This window comes from Burkholderiales bacterium, assembly GCA_015075645.1.
Classification (GTDB): Bacteria; Pseudomonadota; Gammaproteobacteria; order Burkholderiales; family Casimicrobiaceae; genus VBCG01.
In genome coordinates, this window is record JABTUF010000002.1 from 31712 (window position 1) to 45589 (window position 13878).

Below are 13878 nucleotides of genomic sequence, written 5' to 3' on the forward strand. Positions count from 1 at the left end.
CGGTCAGCGGACCCGACGGCGCCTGCCGCCGGTCCCGCGCTTGCCGCCACCCTTGAAACCCATCCGCAACTTTTCGATCATCGCGCACATCGACCATGGCAAGTCGACGCTGGCGGACCGCTTCATCCAGCGCTGCGGAGGCCTCGCCGACCGCGAGATGTCCGAGCAGGTGCTCGACTCGATGGATCTCGAGCGCGAGCGCGGCATCACGATCAAGGCGCAGACCGCCGCGCTCGCCTACACCGGCCGCGACGGGGTCGCCTACCGCCTGAACCTCATCGATACGCCGGGCCACGTCGACTTCGCCTACGAGGTGTCGCGTTCGCTCGCGGCCTGCGAGGGCGCGCTCCTCGTCGTCGACGCCTCTCAGGGCGTGGAGGCGCAGACCGTCGCCAACTGCTACACGGCGATCGAGCAGGGCGTGGAGGTGATTCCGGTCCTCAACAAGATCGATCTCCCGTCGGCGGAACCCGAGCGTGTGATCGAGGAGATCGAGGACATCATCGGGATCGGGGCGACCGACGCGATCCGCGCTTCCGCGAAGACCGGTCTCGGCATCGACGACATCCTGGAGGCGGTGATCGCGCGCGTGCCGCCGCCCTCGGGCGACGACGACGCGCCGCTGCAGGCGCTGGTGATCGACGCGTGGTTCGACAATTACGTCGGTGTCGTCATGCTGGTGCGGGTCGTCAACGGCGTGCTTCGTCCGCGGGACAAGGTGCTCTTGATGGCGAAGGGCGCGGTGCACCTCTGCGAGCAGGTCGGCGTGTTCACGCCGAAATCGGTGGCGCGCGAATCGCTTTCGGCGGGCGAGGTCGGATTCATCGTCGCCGGAGTCAAGGAGCTCGCCGAGGCGAAGGTCGGCGACACCATCACGCACGCGCAGCGTCCGGCGGGCGCGCCGCTCCCCGGGTTCAAGGAGGTGAAGCCGCAGGTGTTCGCGGGTCTCTATCCGGTCGAGTCGAACCAGTACGAGGCGCTGCGCGAGGCGCTCACCAAGCTGAAGCTGAACGACGCGTCGCTCCACTTCGAGCCGGAGGTGTCGCAGGCGCTGGGCTTCGGTTTCCGCTGCGGCTTCCTCGGGCTCCTGCACATGGACATCGTCCAGGAGCGGCTCGAGCGCGAGTACGACATGGACCTGATCACCACGGCGCCCTCGGTGATCTACGAAGTGCTCCTGCGCGACGGGACCCTCGCCGAGATCGACAACCCGTCGAAGCTCCCCGACCTCTCGCGCGTCGAGGAGATCCGCGAGCCGGTCATCGCCGTCACGATCCTCGTGCCGCAGGAGTACGTCGGCCCGGTGCTGACGCTGTGCACCGAGAAGCGCGGCGTGCAGAAGGACATGCAGTACCGGGGGCGGCAGGTCGTGATCCACTACGAACTGCCGCTCGCCGAGGTGGTCATGGATTTCTTCGACCGGCTGAAGAGCGTGTCGCGCGGCTACGCGTCGATGGACTACGAGTTCCTCGAGTTCCGCGCGGCGGACGTCGTGAAGCTCGACATCCTGATCAACGGCGACCGCGTCGACGCGCTGTCGGTGATGGTGCACCGTGCGGTCGCGCAGTTCCGCGGCCGCGAGGTGGTGCACAAGATGCGCGGTCTCATTCCCCGACAGATGTTCGACGTGGCGATCCAGGCGGCGATCGGCGCGCAGATCATCGCCCGCGAGTCGGTCAAGGCGATGCGCAAGGACGTGCTGGCGAAATGCTACGGCGGCGACATCACGCGCAAGCGCAAGCTGCTCGAGAAGCAGAAGGCCGGCAAGAAGCGGATGAAGGCCGTCGGCAGCGTCGAGATCCCGCAGGAAGCGTTCCTGGCGATCCTGAAGGTGGGCGAGAAGTGACGCGGTTCGAGGCGACGGAAACCGCATCCCCGGATACCGGCGGCGCGCCCTTCGCGAGGGCGCCATGAGAGAATCCGCCCGCCCGCCCGAACCCTTGCCGCGGCAGGACCGCCTTCCACGATGAACTTCGCGCTGATCCTCTTCCTCCTCACGCTCGCGACCGGAGTCGTCTGGGCGTTCGACCGTTTCGTGCTCGCACGCCGCCGTGCGCCCGACGTTCCCGCGCCGGCCTGGATCGAGTACCCGGTGAGCTTCTTCCCGGTGCTGCTCGTGGTGTTCCTGCTGCGGAGCTTCGTCGCGGAACCGTTCAAGATCCCGTCGTCGTCGATGCGCCCCACGCTCGAGGTCGGCGATTTCATCCTGGTGAACAAGTTCGCCTACGGGATCCGGCTGCCGATCGTCGAGCAGAAGGTGATTCCGACCGGAAATCCCAGGCGCGGCGACGTGGTCGTGTTCCGCTATCCGGTCAACCCGTCGCAGGATTTCATCAAGCGGGTGGTCGGCCTGCCGGGGGACGTGGTCGAGTACCGCGACAAGTCGCTGACGGTGAACGGCAAGCCGCTGCCGCGCTCGCCCGACGGCACCTACAGCTGGCTCGAGGGACTGCGGTTCGAGACGACCGACCGGTTCATCGAGCGTGCCGACGCCGGGAACGAGGAGCACGCCTACACCATCTCGGTGAGCCCGCAGGCGCCGTCGATCTACCCGCAGAACGTCCGGTCGTTCCCCGGGCGGGAGCACTGCGAATACAATAGCCAGGGCTTCACCTGCAAAGTGCCGCCGGGGCACTATTTCATGATGGGCGACAACCGCGATTTCTCCGACGACAGCCGCTACTGGGGCTTCGTGCCGGACGACCACATTCGCGGCCGCGCGTTCTTCATCTGGTTCAACTGGGACGACATCTCGAGCCTCGCGTTCAAGCGGGTCGGGAGCGGCATCCGGTGAGGGGAGGCGACATGAGGGGCAAGGCAGGCTCGCAGCGCGGGTTGTCGATGATCGCGTTCCTGTTCGTCGCGACGGTGATCGTGATCGTCGCGGCGATCGGTTTCCGGGTGGTGCCCGCCTACATCGAGTACTTCACGGTACGCTCCGCCGTCGAGAAGGCGCTGCGCGACGCGCCGGACCCGACGCTGCCGGTCATCAAGAAGTCGTTCGACAAGTACGTCGCGGCCGACTACATCGACTCGGTCACCTCCGCGGATCTCAACGTCGTCAAGGAAGGCAACGTCATCACGGCGACCGTCGCGTGGCAGCGCGAACTCCACCTGGTCGGCAACGTGAGCCTGCTGCTCGACTTCGACGTCTCGGTCCAGCGCTAGCGCCGCGCATGGCCGACGCGTCCGTCCGCCTGGGACACGCTTTCGGCCGGCCGGAGCTGCTCGCCCAGGCGCTGACCCACCGCAGCCACGGCGCGCGCCACAACGAACGGCTCGAGTTCGTGGGCGACGCGGTTCTGAACTGCGTCGTCGCGCTCGCGCTCTACGAACGTTTCCCGGGAACCGACGAAGGCGACCTCTCTCGCGCGCGCGCGAGCCTCGTCAATGGCGAGACGCTCGCCCGTATCGCCCGACGCCTCGAACTCGGCGACGACGTGCGCCTGGGCGAGGGGGAGTTGAAGAGCGGCGGGGCGAAGCGCGGATCGATCCTGGCCGATGCGCTCGAAGCGGTGTTCGGCGCCGTGTTCGTCGACGCCGGCTTCGAGGCCGCGCGCCGGGTGATCATCGCGGCCTACGGCGAGGAACTCGCCAACGCGAATCCCACCACGCTGCACAAGGATCCGAAGACCCGCCTGCAGGAGTGGCTGCAGGCGCGCCGGCTGCCGGTCCCCGAGTACGCGGTCGTCGGGGTTCACGGTGAAGCGCATGCGCAGCAGTTCGCGGTCGAATGCAGGATCCCCTCGCTCGGTATCTCCGCGGGCGGCGCGGGATCGAGCCGTCGCGCGGCCGAGCAGGACGCCGCGAGCCGCGCGTGGTCGGAGGTCGCTGCGCCCGGCACCGACGCTCGCGGCCGGTCCGCGTGACGCCATGACCTTCGCCGCGCCGTCGGGGCATCGCTGCGGACACGTCGCGATCGTGGGCCGGCCGTCGGTCGGCAAGTCGACGCTGCTCAACGCGTTGGTCGGCGAGCGGATCAGCATCACGTCGCGCAAGCCGCAGACGACGCGCCACCGAATCAACGGCATCGTCAGCCGGCCACAGGCGCAGATCGTGTTCGTCGACACGCCCGGCTTCCAGACGAGGCACGCCTCACCGCTCAACACGCGCCTGAATCGCGCGGTGCGAGAGGCGCTCGCCGACGTCGATGCGGTGGTGTGGGTGGTCGACGGCGCGCGCATCGCCGAACCCGATCGCGGCGTGCTCGCCCTGGTTCCCGAAGGCAAGCCCGTCATCGCGGCGCTGAACAAGGTCGACGCGATCGCGGACAAGACGGCGTTGCTGCCCCGGATCGCGGAGGTCGCGGCGATGCGCGAGTTCGCGGCGATCGTGCCGATTTCCGCCGAACGCGGCACCGCGCTCGCGCTCCTCGAGGCCGAGATCGTGAAGCTGCTGCCCCCCGGTCCGGCGCTCTACGGCCCCGACGAACTCACCGACCGGGACGAGCGCTTCCTCGCCGCCGAGTACCTGCGCGAGCAGATCTTCCGGCGCCTGGGCGACGAGGTGCCCTACGCGACGACGGTCGGGATCGAGTCGTTCGAGCACGAAGGCGACGCGCGCCGCATCCACGCCGTCGTATGGGTCGACAAGCCCGGCCAGCGGGCGATCCTCCTGGGCGAGGGCGGCGCGACGATGAAGACCATCGCGACCGAGGCCCGCAAGTCGATGCTGCGCCTCTTCGGCGGGCGCGTGCACCTGGAGGTGTGGGTGCGTGTGAAGAAGGGCTGGGCGAGCAGCGACGCCACGCTCGCGCGCCTGGGCTACTGACCGCTCGTCCCGACGCGATGCCTCGCCGCGAGATCGACCGGCGCGATGACCGCGAGGGGTTCGTGCTGCACCGCTGGCCGTACAAGGAGACGAGCCTGCTGGTGGAGGCGTTGACGCGCGAGGACGGTCGCGTCGCGATGGTCGCGCGCGGCGCGAAGCGACCGCGATCCGAACTTCACGGCGTGCTCCAGGCGTTCCAGCCGGTGAGTATCTCGTGGTCCGGCGCGGGCGACCTGAAGACCCTGCTGCGTGCCGAATGGCGCGGCGGTCTGCCGCTCCTGTCCGGCTCCTCGCTCCTGTGCGGCTTCTACCTGAACGAACTCCTGATCAAGCTCCTGCCGCGGGAGGATCCGCATCCGCGGCTCTTCGACGCGTACCGTTCTGCGCTCGCGTCGCTCGCGCGGGGCGACGCGCAGGCGCCGGTCCTGCGCCGCTTCGAGGTCGGGCTGCTCGCGGAACTCGGCTACGCGCTCGAACTCGCGGTCGAGGCCGACAGCGGCGCGGCGATCGATCCCGGCGCGCGTTACCATTACGCGTTCGACAAGGGCGCGCAGCGGCGCCAGCCGCCGCCGGGGGTGCGCTGGCCGCTCGTGCGCGGGGCAACGCTCGTCGCGCTCGCTTCGGGCCGTTTCGACGATGCCGCCACCGCCGTCGAGGCGAAGCGGCTCATGCGCGAAGTCATCGACCATCATCTCGAGTCGCGCACGATCATGAGCCGCAAGGTGGTGCGCGACCTGCAGGCGCTCGACGAGGAAGGACCGGAATGATCGAACTGGGGGTCAACATCGACCACGTCGCCACGATTCGCCAGGCGCGGCGTACCTACGAGCCCGATCCGGTGTGGGCCGCGGTCGAGGCGCATCTGGGGGGCGCCGACGGCATCACCGTGCACCTGCGCGAGGACCGCCGGCACATCCAGGACGAGGACGTGCGGCGGTTGCGCGAACTCACGCACATCAAGCTCAATCTCGAGATGGCGGCGACGCCCGAGATGGTCGCGATCGCCTGCCGTGTGAAGCCCGAGATGGCGATGCTCGTCCCCGAAGGGCGGCAGGAGATCACCACCGAGGGGGGGCTCGACGTCGCGGGGCGGCGCGCCGCGCTCGCCGACGCGGTTTTGCGGCTCGCGGACGCCGGCATCAACACGAGCGTGTTCATCGACGCCGAGTTGCGGCAGGTGGAGGCCGCGGCGGCGATCGGCGCGCGCGTGTGCGAGATCCACACCGGTCCCTACGCCGACGCGTTCCACGTGAAGGGGCGCGATGCCGAGAGTCGCGCCGTGGTGGCCGAACTCGCGAAGATCCGCACGGCGGGCGAGGCGATCCGCGCCGCCGGCATGCGGTTCAACGCCGGTCACGCGCTCAACTACTTCAACGTGCAGCCGGTCGCTGCGCTGCCGGGGGTGCGCGAACTCCACATCGGCCACGCGATCGTGTCGCGCGCGGTGTTCGTCGGCATGCGCGAAGCGGTCCGCGAGATGAAGCGCCTGATCCGCGAGGGCGCCGCATGACCGGCATGCCGCGCGGACCGGCGATGCTCGGCGTGGAGGCGCTCGAACTCACCCCCGGCGATCGCGAGCGCCTCGCCCATCCGCTCGTCGGTGGCGTGATCCTGTTCACCCGGAACTACGCGGAGCCGGCGCAGTTGAAGGCGCTGATCGGCACGATCCGCGCGCTGCGCGCCCCCGCGCTGCCGATCGCGGTGGACCACGAGGGCGGGCGCGTCCAGCGTTTCCGCGCGGGCTTCACCGCGATTCCGCCGATGCGTACGCTCGGCGAGTCCTTCGACGCCGACGTGAAGCGCGCGGCCCGCGAGGCCGAGGCCCTGGGCGCCACGATCGCCTCCGAACTCGGAGCGCACGGCGTCGACTTCGCGTTCACGCCGGTGCTCGACCTCGACTGGGGCGCCTCGGGCGTCATCGGCGACCGGGCGTTCCACCGCAACCCCAATGCGGTCGCCTACCTCGCCGTGGCGCTGTGCCGGGGCCTTGGCTCCCGCGGGATGGCCGCGGTCGGCAAGCACTTTCCCGGGCACGGCCACGTCGCGGCCGATTCGCACCACGAGATCCCGGTCGACGAACGGCCGATGCGCGCGATCGCGGACGGGGACCTCGTTCCGTTCGGCGTGCTCGTCAAGGCGGGGATCGAGGGCATCATGCCGGCGCACGTCGTGTACCCGGAGGTCGACGCGCAGCCCGCCGGCTTTTCCGCCGTCTGGCTGCAACAGATCCTGCGGGAGCGGCTTGGCTTCGACGGCCTGATTTTCTCGGACGATCTCGAGATGGCCGGAGCGCGGGGCGCCGGAGACATCGTGGCGCGCGCCGACGCCGCGCTCGCCGCAGGGTGCGACGTCGCGCTCCTGTGCAACGACTTTCGCGCGATGGATGACCTGTTGTCACGCTGGCGGCCGCCGGCGAAGCCGAACCTCGCGCGGCGGTGGGAGCGGATGGTCCGCCGGTGAATCCGGCGTCCGGCCTGCACGTCGCGGGCGAGGGCGCGGGCGGGAGGGCCGGGGCAGCGCCTCGTGCGCGCGAAACGAAGCTCTGCCCCGCGGCCTCGCTCGGCTAGCGCGGCGCGTCGCTCATCGTGCGCAGGTAGGCGATCAGGTCCGCGCGCGACTTCGCGTCCAGGATACCGGTGAAGTCCATCGAGCGTCCCGGCACCGCCCGCTCGGTGTCGGCGAGATAGTAGTCGAGCGCTTCGAGCGTCCACCGGTGGCCCGAGCGGCGCATCGCGTCCGAATAGGCGAAGCCGGGCGACGCTCCGGCGCGGCGGTCCACGACGTTCCACAATAGCGGCCCCTTCGAGTGCGCGCCGTCGCTGGCGATGTCGTGACAGGTCGCGCAACGCCGCTCGAATGTCCGCTCGCCGGCGGCGACGTCGGCTCCGGCGATTCGCGCGCGCAGCGCGGGATCGGGCGGTGGCGCCTGGCCGGAGAGCGGCCGCGCCTGCGCGAACCCGGCTGCGGAGGCGATCGCGAGGAGAGCGCAGGCGCGCGCGACATCGACCATGGGCAGGACGTGGCTCCAATCCGTACGCAGCCATTGTCTCGCGCTCGGGCGCCGGTGCATACCGGCGGGAGCGCGACCGAAATCACACGCGAGCCCGGCGGCGGGAGTGGGCATTCCGGGAGTCGGGCGTGCCGCGGCGGCTGGCGAACACGATCACCAGCACCGAGGCGACGATGACCGCCATCGCGGCGACGAGCCGGGGTTCCGGACGCGTCACCGCGATCCAGCCCGCCGCCACGCCGAATTCCTGGAACAGCCACACGGTCAGCGGCGACAGCGCCATGACCGCCATGATGTTCTCGGTCGTGATCTTCACGACGGCGGAGAAGTTGAGCGCGTTCATCAGCGCGAAGACGCCGCCGCCCGCGAGGGCGCCGAGCACGATCGTCGGCAGGTGCAGCATCTGCGCCCCGGTCGGCACGAACCGCAGCGGCGGAAGCGCCCACGCGGCGATCGCCACCGCCGTGACCGATGCCAATGCGAGGCACAGGATCGAGGCCAACAGCAGCAGGATGCCGGTGACGCGAAGTTTCTCGCGCACGTTCGTCGCGGCACGATTCCACGGATGGAATTCCCCCGCGAAGCCGCGCACGACCAGCGCCACGCTCCCGGCGAGCCCGGTCGCGGTCATCGGAAGGCGTACGTCGGGATCGGTGATCGCGACGACGTAGAGCGTGGCGAGCGTCACGACGGCGGTCGAGGCGGCGGCGAGCGGCGTCGCACGGCGGCCGAACAGGACGAAGCCGGCGACCATCGCGATGGGGATGGCGAAGCGCAGCACGAGATTGCCGTGCGCCGGGGACACGTACGAGATGGTGAGGAAGTAGAAGAACTCGACCAGGATGATCGCCGTGCCGGCGAGCCAGCTCATCTTGTGCCGCGCGATGGCGATCACGTCGCCCCCGAGACCGGTCGCGGCGAGGATCAGGAGCGACGAACCCAGGATCGCGTAGAGCACGAACGCGACCGGGTGGGATCCCTGCTGGTGCCCGATGGCGTACACGAGCGAGAGCGCCCCGATCGCGAACACGAAACCGGCGGCTTCGAGCCAGCCGGTGCCGGCTGTGGCGGACGCATCCTTCGGCATGGGGTGACGGTCGTCAGCGACACTGCCCGCGCGACGGAAGCGCGGGCAGGCGATCATGCACCGCTCGCCGCGCCCGGAGCCGGCGGACGCTGCGACGCGGTCAATGCGGATGCGGCCACTTGCCGCCCAGCGTGCGGGTGATGTCCTCGGCGATGTGCGCGACGACCGGACCGAGGTGCCGGATGCGCGCGTCCGGCAGGCGCGACACCGGTCCGGCGAGCGAGATCGCGCCCAGCGCCTCCGCGTGCTCGTCGTAGATCGGCGAGGCGACGCAGCGGGTGCCGATCAGGTGCTCCTCGTCGTCGAACGAGAACCCGCGCTGCCGGATCACCCGCAGGCTCGCCCACATCGTCTCGGGCACGGTGATGGTGTTCTCGGTGATGCGCTGCAGGCCCTTGACCTTGAGGATCGCCTCGATCTGCTCGTCGGGGAGCGCGGCGAAGATCGCCTTGCCGACGCCGGACGCGTGCAGAGGCACGCGGCTGCCGAGCCGCACGATCGTGCGCATCGTCTCGCGGCACTGCACCTGGTCGATGAACACGGCCTCGGTGCCGTCGAGGATCGCGAGGTTCGCGGTCTCGCCGGATTGCTCCATCAGCCTCCGCATGTACGGATGGCTCTGCGCCACCCAGTCGCGCGACGCGAGGAAGCTCGAGCCCACGGTGAACGCGTGCAGCCCCACGTACCACAGCCCGAGGTCGCCCGCCTGGTAGACGTAGCCGCCGCGCTCGAGCGTCGACAGCAGCCGATGCGTCGTGGACGGCGGCAGCGTGACGCGATGCGCGATGTCGGTCAGCGTGAGCCCGCCTTCGGCGCGGGCGAGGCACTCGAGAATCGAAAGCCCGCGGGTGAGGCTCTGGACCTGGGCCGCGCCGGTCGACGTCTCCGACGGCGTTCGTCCGCGGCGGGCGGGCGGCGAGGGGCGGTGCTGGATCATCGGCGCGTCCTGACCGCATTCTACCCGCGCGCGCCGCGCCCGCCGGGCAGCGCGCGCATTCGACGGCGGGGAACCGTCACGGGCGGTCGCAACTCGCGTAGAGTAACGCGCTCGCCCCGTCCGCCTGGAGGCCGAGGATGTTCATGAATCGTGCCGCGCCGATCACGCTGGCGATCGCGCTCGCCTGGAGCGCGACGGCGAACGCCCAGGAGGCGTGCCGGCCGCTGACGCTCGCGGCGCCAGCCGTGAAGCTGGACGAGATCTACCGGATGGCGGAAGGGCGCGCGAAGGCTTGGAAGGCCGACGTCGTTCCCGCGCGCATCACGAACACCATCCTCGGGCCGCTCGAGGCCGACGGTTCGTCGGAGGCCTGGACGGTCACGTTCTTCTCGCCGTCGGCCAACGCCAACGTGTCGATCAACACCTTTCGCGGAGGCCTCAACTGCTGGGCGCAGCCCGGATCGGCCGGGAGGCTTCCCGACCTGAAGGCGGGATTCGTGCTCGACGGCGCGAAGCTCTTCGCGATCGCGCAGGAGCACGGCGCGAAGCCGCTCGCCGACGGCTTCTTCGTGCAGATCGGCACCGCAGCCGCGCCGTCCACGCGTCACGCCACCTGGAACGTCCAGTTCACCAAGGCGGACGGGAGAACCTCGCCGCCGCTCGTCATCGTCGACGCGAACACCGGGAAGGTCGAGAAGGTCCTGAAATGACCGGCCGCATGGCTCGAGCCGTCGGACATCCGGCACGCTGACGGACCGGCGGACGCGCGAAGCTCAGGCCTTGCCCGCCTGACCGAGCCGCGGCGTCACCGCGAACGCCACGCCCGCGATGTCCACGACGTAGCGCGCCGCGGCGATCGCCTCGTCGGTGAGCGGGACCTCGGAGCGCGCGTAGGCCAGCGCGACGGCGCGACCGAATTTGCGGCTGTAGCCGGCGCTCGTCAGCTCGCCGACGTTGCGTCCGTCCATCAACAGCGGCTCCCCGCCCCACGGAAAGGCCGCGGGATCGTCGAACGTGAACTGGACCAGCCGCTTGCGCACGCCCGTCTCGCGCTGCCGCACGAGCGCGTCGCGTCCGAGGAACGGCGTGGCCTTGTCGAGTTTCACGGCGAAGTCCAGACCGGCTTCCCACGGCGTCTCGTCCGGCGAGAGTTCGGCGCCCCAGGCGCGGCGTCCGGCTTCGATCCGCAGCGCGTCGATCGTGTAGTACCCGGCGTCCTTCAGTCCGAACCGCCCTCCGGCGTCGATGAGCGTGTCGTACAGGGTCAGCGCCTGCTCGACCGGCACGTAGAGCTCGTAGCCCGGCCCGCCGACGTAGCTCATGCGCGCGGCGCGGACCCGCGCGTACCCCACGTCGACCGTGCGGACCTGCGAGAAGGGCAGGGTGTCCCTGCCGAGGGCATCCGGAGAGAGCGAGGCGAGCAGCGCCTGGGACTTCGGTCCCATCACCGAGATCACCGACCACGCGCCGGTGACGTCGACGAGCGACGCGTGCTCGTCCGGCTCGATGTGGCGCTCGATCCACGAGAAGTCGCGCGTCGCCTGCGCGGAGCCGGTGAGGAGGAAGAACTCGCGCTCGGAGACGCGCAGCACCGTGAGGTCGCTTTCGAATCCGCCCCGCGCGTTCAGCATCGCGGTGTACACCATGCGGCCGGGCGGGACGTCGATCTCGTTCGCGCACAGGCGCTGGAGCACCGCGAGCGCGTCGCGCCCCTTCAGCACGAACTTGGCGAACGAGGTCTGGTCGAACACCACCACGTCCTCGCGGCAGGCCCGCTGCTCCTCGAGCACCCACGGCAGCCACTCCGGGGTGTCGAGCGTGGGCGGAGGCTCGCTCGCGCCCGGCGGCAGGAAGTAGTTGGCGCGCTCCCAGCCGAGCTTGCTGCCGAACGCGGCGCCCTTCGCCGCCAGGCGATCGTACAGCGGCGAGCGGCGCAGCGGCCGCACGGTCCGCAGTTCCTCGCGCGGCCAGCGCATCGCGTAGTGCAGGCCCAGCGACTCGACGGTGCGATCGGCGAGGTGCCGGCGGTTCGCGTGGAACGGCGCGAAGCGGCGGATGTCGACGTCCCACAGGTCGAGCGGCGCCTCGCCGTCGACGATCCATTGGGCAACGAGCTTTCCCGCGCCGCCGGAGTTGGCGATGCCCGCGGAATTGAACCCCGCGCACACGAAGTAGCCGGCGAGCGACGGCGCTTCACCGAGGATGAAGTTGCCGTCGCCGGTGAAACTCTCCGGCCCGTTCAGCAGGAGCTTCACCTGTGCCGTCTCGAGGCAGGGGGTGCGGTGGATCGCGTTCGTCATCAGGACCTCGAAGTGGTCCCAGTCCTCGGGCAGCAGCCGAAACTCGAAGCCCTCGGGGATCGGGTCGACCGTCCAGGGCTTGGCGACCGGTTCGAATCCGCCCATCACGAGGCCGCCGACTTCCTCCTTGTAGTAGATGTAGCCGTCCGGGTCGCGCATGACCGGCAGGTCCGGCGTGACGCCTGGCACCGGTTCGGTGACGATGTAGAAGTGCTCCGCGGCGTACAGCGGCACCTCGACGCCGGCCATCGCTCCGAACGCTCGCGCCCACTGGCCGGCGCAGTTGACGATCACTTCGCAGTCGATCGACGCCGTTGCTCCGTCGCAGGACACGTCGATACCCTTGACGCGGCCGCGTTCCGTCCTGACGCCGGTCACGCGCGCGCCCTCGACGATGCGGGCGCCGCCCATGCGTGCCCCGCGCGCGAGCGACTGCGTGAGGTCGGTGGGGTTCGCCTTGCCGTCGCCGGGAATCCACACCGCGCCGGCGAGGTCGTCGGTGCGCAGGATCGGCGCGATCCGGCCGGCTTCGGCAGGGGAGATGAATTCGAAGGCGATGCCGAAGCTCCTGGCGCGCGCCATCTGCCTGCGGAAGAGTTTCAGGCGCTCCGGCGTCCGCGCGACGTTGAGCGAACCGCAGGGCTTCCAGCCGGTGGCGAGTCCGGTCTCCTGCTCCAGCGTCGAGTAGAGCTCGATGCCGTAGCGGCTCATGCGCGTCGCGTTGCGCGTCGCGCGGTACTGGCCGACGAGCCCCGCGGCGTGCCAGGTGGTGCCGCAGGTGAGCTTGCCCTGTTCGAGCAGCACGACGTCCCCCCAACCGAGTTTGGTCAGGTGGTAGGCGGTAGAACATCCGGCGATGCCGCCGCCGACGACCACGACGCGCGCATGCGAGGGGAGAGAAGGAGTCACGGGTTCCTCGTCGTCACAGCCGCAGCGCGGCCACGCCGGCGACCACCGCCGCCGCGCCGGCCATGCGTTTCCAGCCGAATCCTTCCTTGAGCACGATCGCGCCGATGGCCGCGGCGAAGAGCACCGACACTTCGCGCAGTGCCGCCACGACGGCCACCGGCGCGCGCGTCATCGCCCACAGCGCGATGCCGTAGGAGGCGAGGCTCGCGGCGCCGCCGGCGATGCCGCGGCGCCAGCGCGGCGTGAGGTAGGCGAGCGCCGCACGGCCGCGGGTGGCCGCGATCCAGCCGAGATAGGGGAACCCCTCGAGGAAGCAGAGCCAGACCACGTATCCGGCCGCGCTGCCCGAGGCCCGCGCACCGGCGCCGTCGACCAGCGTGTACATCGCGATGATGACCGCATTCGCCAGCGCCCAGCCGGCGGACGCGGCAGTATGGCGGCCGCCCGCGTACCACGCGATGACCAGGATGCCGAGCGAGATCAGCACGATGCCGGTGAGCGTCGAAGAGCTCGGATGCTCGCCCAGGAACAGGATACCGAGCAGCGTGACGACGAGCGGCGCGACGCCGCGCATCAGCGGATAGGCGAACGACAGGTCGCCGCGCCGATACGCGCCGGCGAGGGTCACGTAGTAGCCGAAATGGACGATCGCCGAGGCGGCCATGTACGGCCATGCGGCCCCGGCGGGCGCAGGCACGAACGGCAGGCACGCCGCAGCGACGACGCAGGTGCCCGCCACGATCAGCGCCATGTCGAGCTGCGGATCGCCGCCGGAGGCCTTGAGCATCGCGTTCCACAGCGCGTGCAGGAAGCCCGCGCCGAGCACGGCGAGGGTGACCGGCAGCGTGATGTCCGCCGGCGTCAT

14 protein-coding genes are annotated in these 13878 nt (G+C 70.3%); 9 read left to right on the forward strand and 5 right to left on the reverse strand.

The window, feature by feature from the left end; all coding sequences use genetic code 11:
* Positions 1-52 precede the first annotated feature (52 nt).
* The 8 genes from lepA (at position 53) to nagZ (ending at position 7230) form a co-directional block, all read left to right on the forward strand.
* Positions 53-1846: an elongation factor 4 gene (gene lepA / locus HS109_03615; protein MBE7521457.1), complete on the forward strand. Its 1794-nt coding sequence runs from the start codon at positions 53-55 to the stop codon at positions 1844-1846.
* A gap of 120 nt (positions 1847-1966) precedes the next feature.
* Positions 1967-2794 carry a signal peptidase I gene (gene lepB, locus HS109_03620; protein ID MBE7521458.1) on the forward strand — a complete coding sequence of 276 codons (828 nt, stop codon included), beginning with the start codon at positions 1967-1969 and terminating at the stop codon, positions 2792-2794.
* 11 nt (positions 2795-2805) lie between these two features.
* Entirely contained in the window at positions 2806-3168 is a 363-nt protein-coding gene (locus tag HS109_03625; protein MBE7521459.1) for a DUF4845 domain-containing protein, read from the forward strand.
* 8 nt (positions 3169-3176) lie between these two features.
* Positions 3177-3869, forward strand: a complete 693-nt coding sequence (gene rnc, locus HS109_03630; protein ID MBE7521460.1) for a ribonuclease III — start codon at positions 3177-3179, stop codon at positions 3867-3869.
* A gap of 4 nt (positions 3870-3873) precedes the next feature.
* Complete coding sequence (gene era / locus HS109_03635) at positions 3874-4770, forward strand: GTPase Era (protein ID MBE7521461.1); 897 nt, start codon at positions 3874-3876, stop codon at positions 4768-4770.
* 17 nt (positions 4771-4787) lie between these two features.
* The gene (gene recO / locus HS109_03640; GenBank protein MBE7521462.1) at positions 4788-5537 is read left to right on the forward strand and encodes a DNA repair protein RecO; all 750 of its coding nucleotides are present in this window, start codon (positions 4788-4790) and stop codon (positions 5535-5537) included.
* Positions 5534-6280 carry a pyridoxine 5'-phosphate synthase gene (locus HS109_03645; protein MBE7521463.1) on the forward strand — a complete coding sequence of 249 codons (747 nt, stop codon included), beginning with the start codon at positions 5534-5536 and terminating at the stop codon, positions 6278-6280. Before recO ends, HS109_03645 begins: the two co-directional genes overlap by 4 nt.
* 5 nt (positions 6281-6285) lie before the next feature.
* Positions 6286-7230, forward strand: a complete 945-nt coding sequence (gene nagZ, locus HS109_03650; GenBank protein ID MBE7521464.1) for a beta-N-acetylhexosaminidase — start codon at positions 6286-6288, stop codon at positions 7228-7230.
* A gap of 103 nt (positions 7231-7333) precedes the next feature.
* Here the strand turns inward: nagZ and HS109_03655 are convergent, their stop codons facing one another.
* The 3 genes from HS109_03655 to HS109_03665 all read right to left on the reverse strand — a co-directional run bounded on the left by HS109_03655 (position 7334) and on the right by HS109_03665 (position 9804).
* Positions 7334-7780, reverse strand: coding sequence for a c-type cytochrome (locus HS109_03655; GenBank protein MBE7521465.1), 447 nt, complete (start codon positions 7778-7780; stop codon positions 7334-7336).
* A gap of 82 nt (positions 7781-7862) precedes the next feature.
* Entirely contained in the window at positions 7863-8867 is a 1005-nt protein-coding gene (locus tag HS109_03660; protein ID MBE7521466.1) for a hypothetical protein, read from the reverse strand.
* Between the two features lie 100 nt (positions 8868-8967).
* The gene (locus HS109_03665) at positions 8968-9804 is read right to left on the reverse strand and encodes a helix-turn-helix domain-containing protein (protein MBE7521467.1); all 837 of its coding nucleotides are present in this window, start codon (positions 9802-9804) and stop codon (positions 8968-8970) included.
* 143 nt (positions 9805-9947) lie between these two features.
* Between HS109_03665 and HS109_03670 the strand changes: the two genes are divergently transcribed.
* Positions 9948-10514 (forward strand): hypothetical protein, encoded by a 567-nt coding sequence (locus HS109_03670; GenBank protein ID MBE7521468.1) that lies wholly within the window; start codon positions 9948-9950, stop codon positions 10512-10514.
* 63 nt (positions 10515-10577) lie between these two features.
* Here the strand turns inward: HS109_03670 and HS109_03675 are convergent, their stop codons facing one another.
* Together HS109_03675 and HS109_03680 are read right to left on the reverse strand one after the other, a co-directional pair.
* Positions 10578-13013, reverse strand: coding sequence for an FAD-dependent oxidoreductase (locus HS109_03675; protein ID MBE7521469.1), 2436 nt, complete (start codon positions 13011-13013; stop codon positions 10578-10580).
* A gap of 13 nt (positions 13014-13026) precedes the next feature.
* On the reverse strand, positions 13027-13878 hold the full coding sequence (locus tag HS109_03680; protein ID MBE7521470.1) for an EamA family transporter: 852 nt from the start codon (positions 13876-13878) through the stop codon (positions 13027-13029).

Bases quoted from the DNA above. Each gene is read 5' to 3' on its own strand.
- HS109_03670 (MBE7521468.1), top strand. From the start codon at position 9,948: ATGAATCGTGCCGCGCCGATCACGCTGGCGATCGCGCTCGCCTGGAGC.
- HS109_03665 (MBE7521467.1), bottom strand. From the start codon at position 9,804: ATGATCCAGCACCGCCCCTCGCCGCCCGCCCGCCGCGGACGAACGCCG.
- nagZ (MBE7521464.1), top strand. From the start codon at position 6,286: ATGCCGCGCGGACCGGCGATGCTCGGCGTGGAGGCGCTCGAACTCACC.
- era (MBE7521461.1), top strand. From the start codon at position 3,874: ATGACCTTCGCCGCGCCGTCGGGGCATCGCTGCGGACACGTCGCGATC.
- HS109_03645 (MBE7521463.1), top strand. From the start codon at position 5,534: ATGATCGAACTGGGGGTCAACATCGACCACGTCGCCACGATTCGCCAG.
- HS109_03680 (MBE7521470.1), bottom strand. From the start codon at position 13,878: ATGACGCCGGCGGACATCACGCTGCCGGTCACCCTCGCCGTGCTCGGC.
- recO (MBE7521462.1), top strand. From the start codon at position 4,788: ATGCCTCGCCGCGAGATCGACCGGCGCGATGACCGCGAGGGGTTCGTG.
- rnc (MBE7521460.1), top strand. From the start codon at position 3,177: ATGGCCGACGCGTCCGTCCGCCTGGGACACGCTTTCGGCCGGCCGGAG.
- HS109_03660 (MBE7521466.1), bottom strand. From the start codon at position 8,867: ATGCCGAAGGATGCGTCCGCCACAGCCGGCACCGGCTGGCTCGAAGCC.
- HS109_03655 (MBE7521465.1), bottom strand. From the start codon at position 7,780: ATGGTCGATGTCGCGCGCGCCTGCGCTCTCCTCGCGATCGCCTCCGCA.
- HS109_03625 (MBE7521459.1), top strand. From the start codon at position 2,806: ATGAGGGGCAAGGCAGGCTCGCAGCGCGGGTTGTCGATGATCGCGTTC.
- lepB (MBE7521458.1), top strand. From the start codon at position 1,967: ATGAACTTCGCGCTGATCCTCTTCCTCCTCACGCTCGCGACCGGAGTC.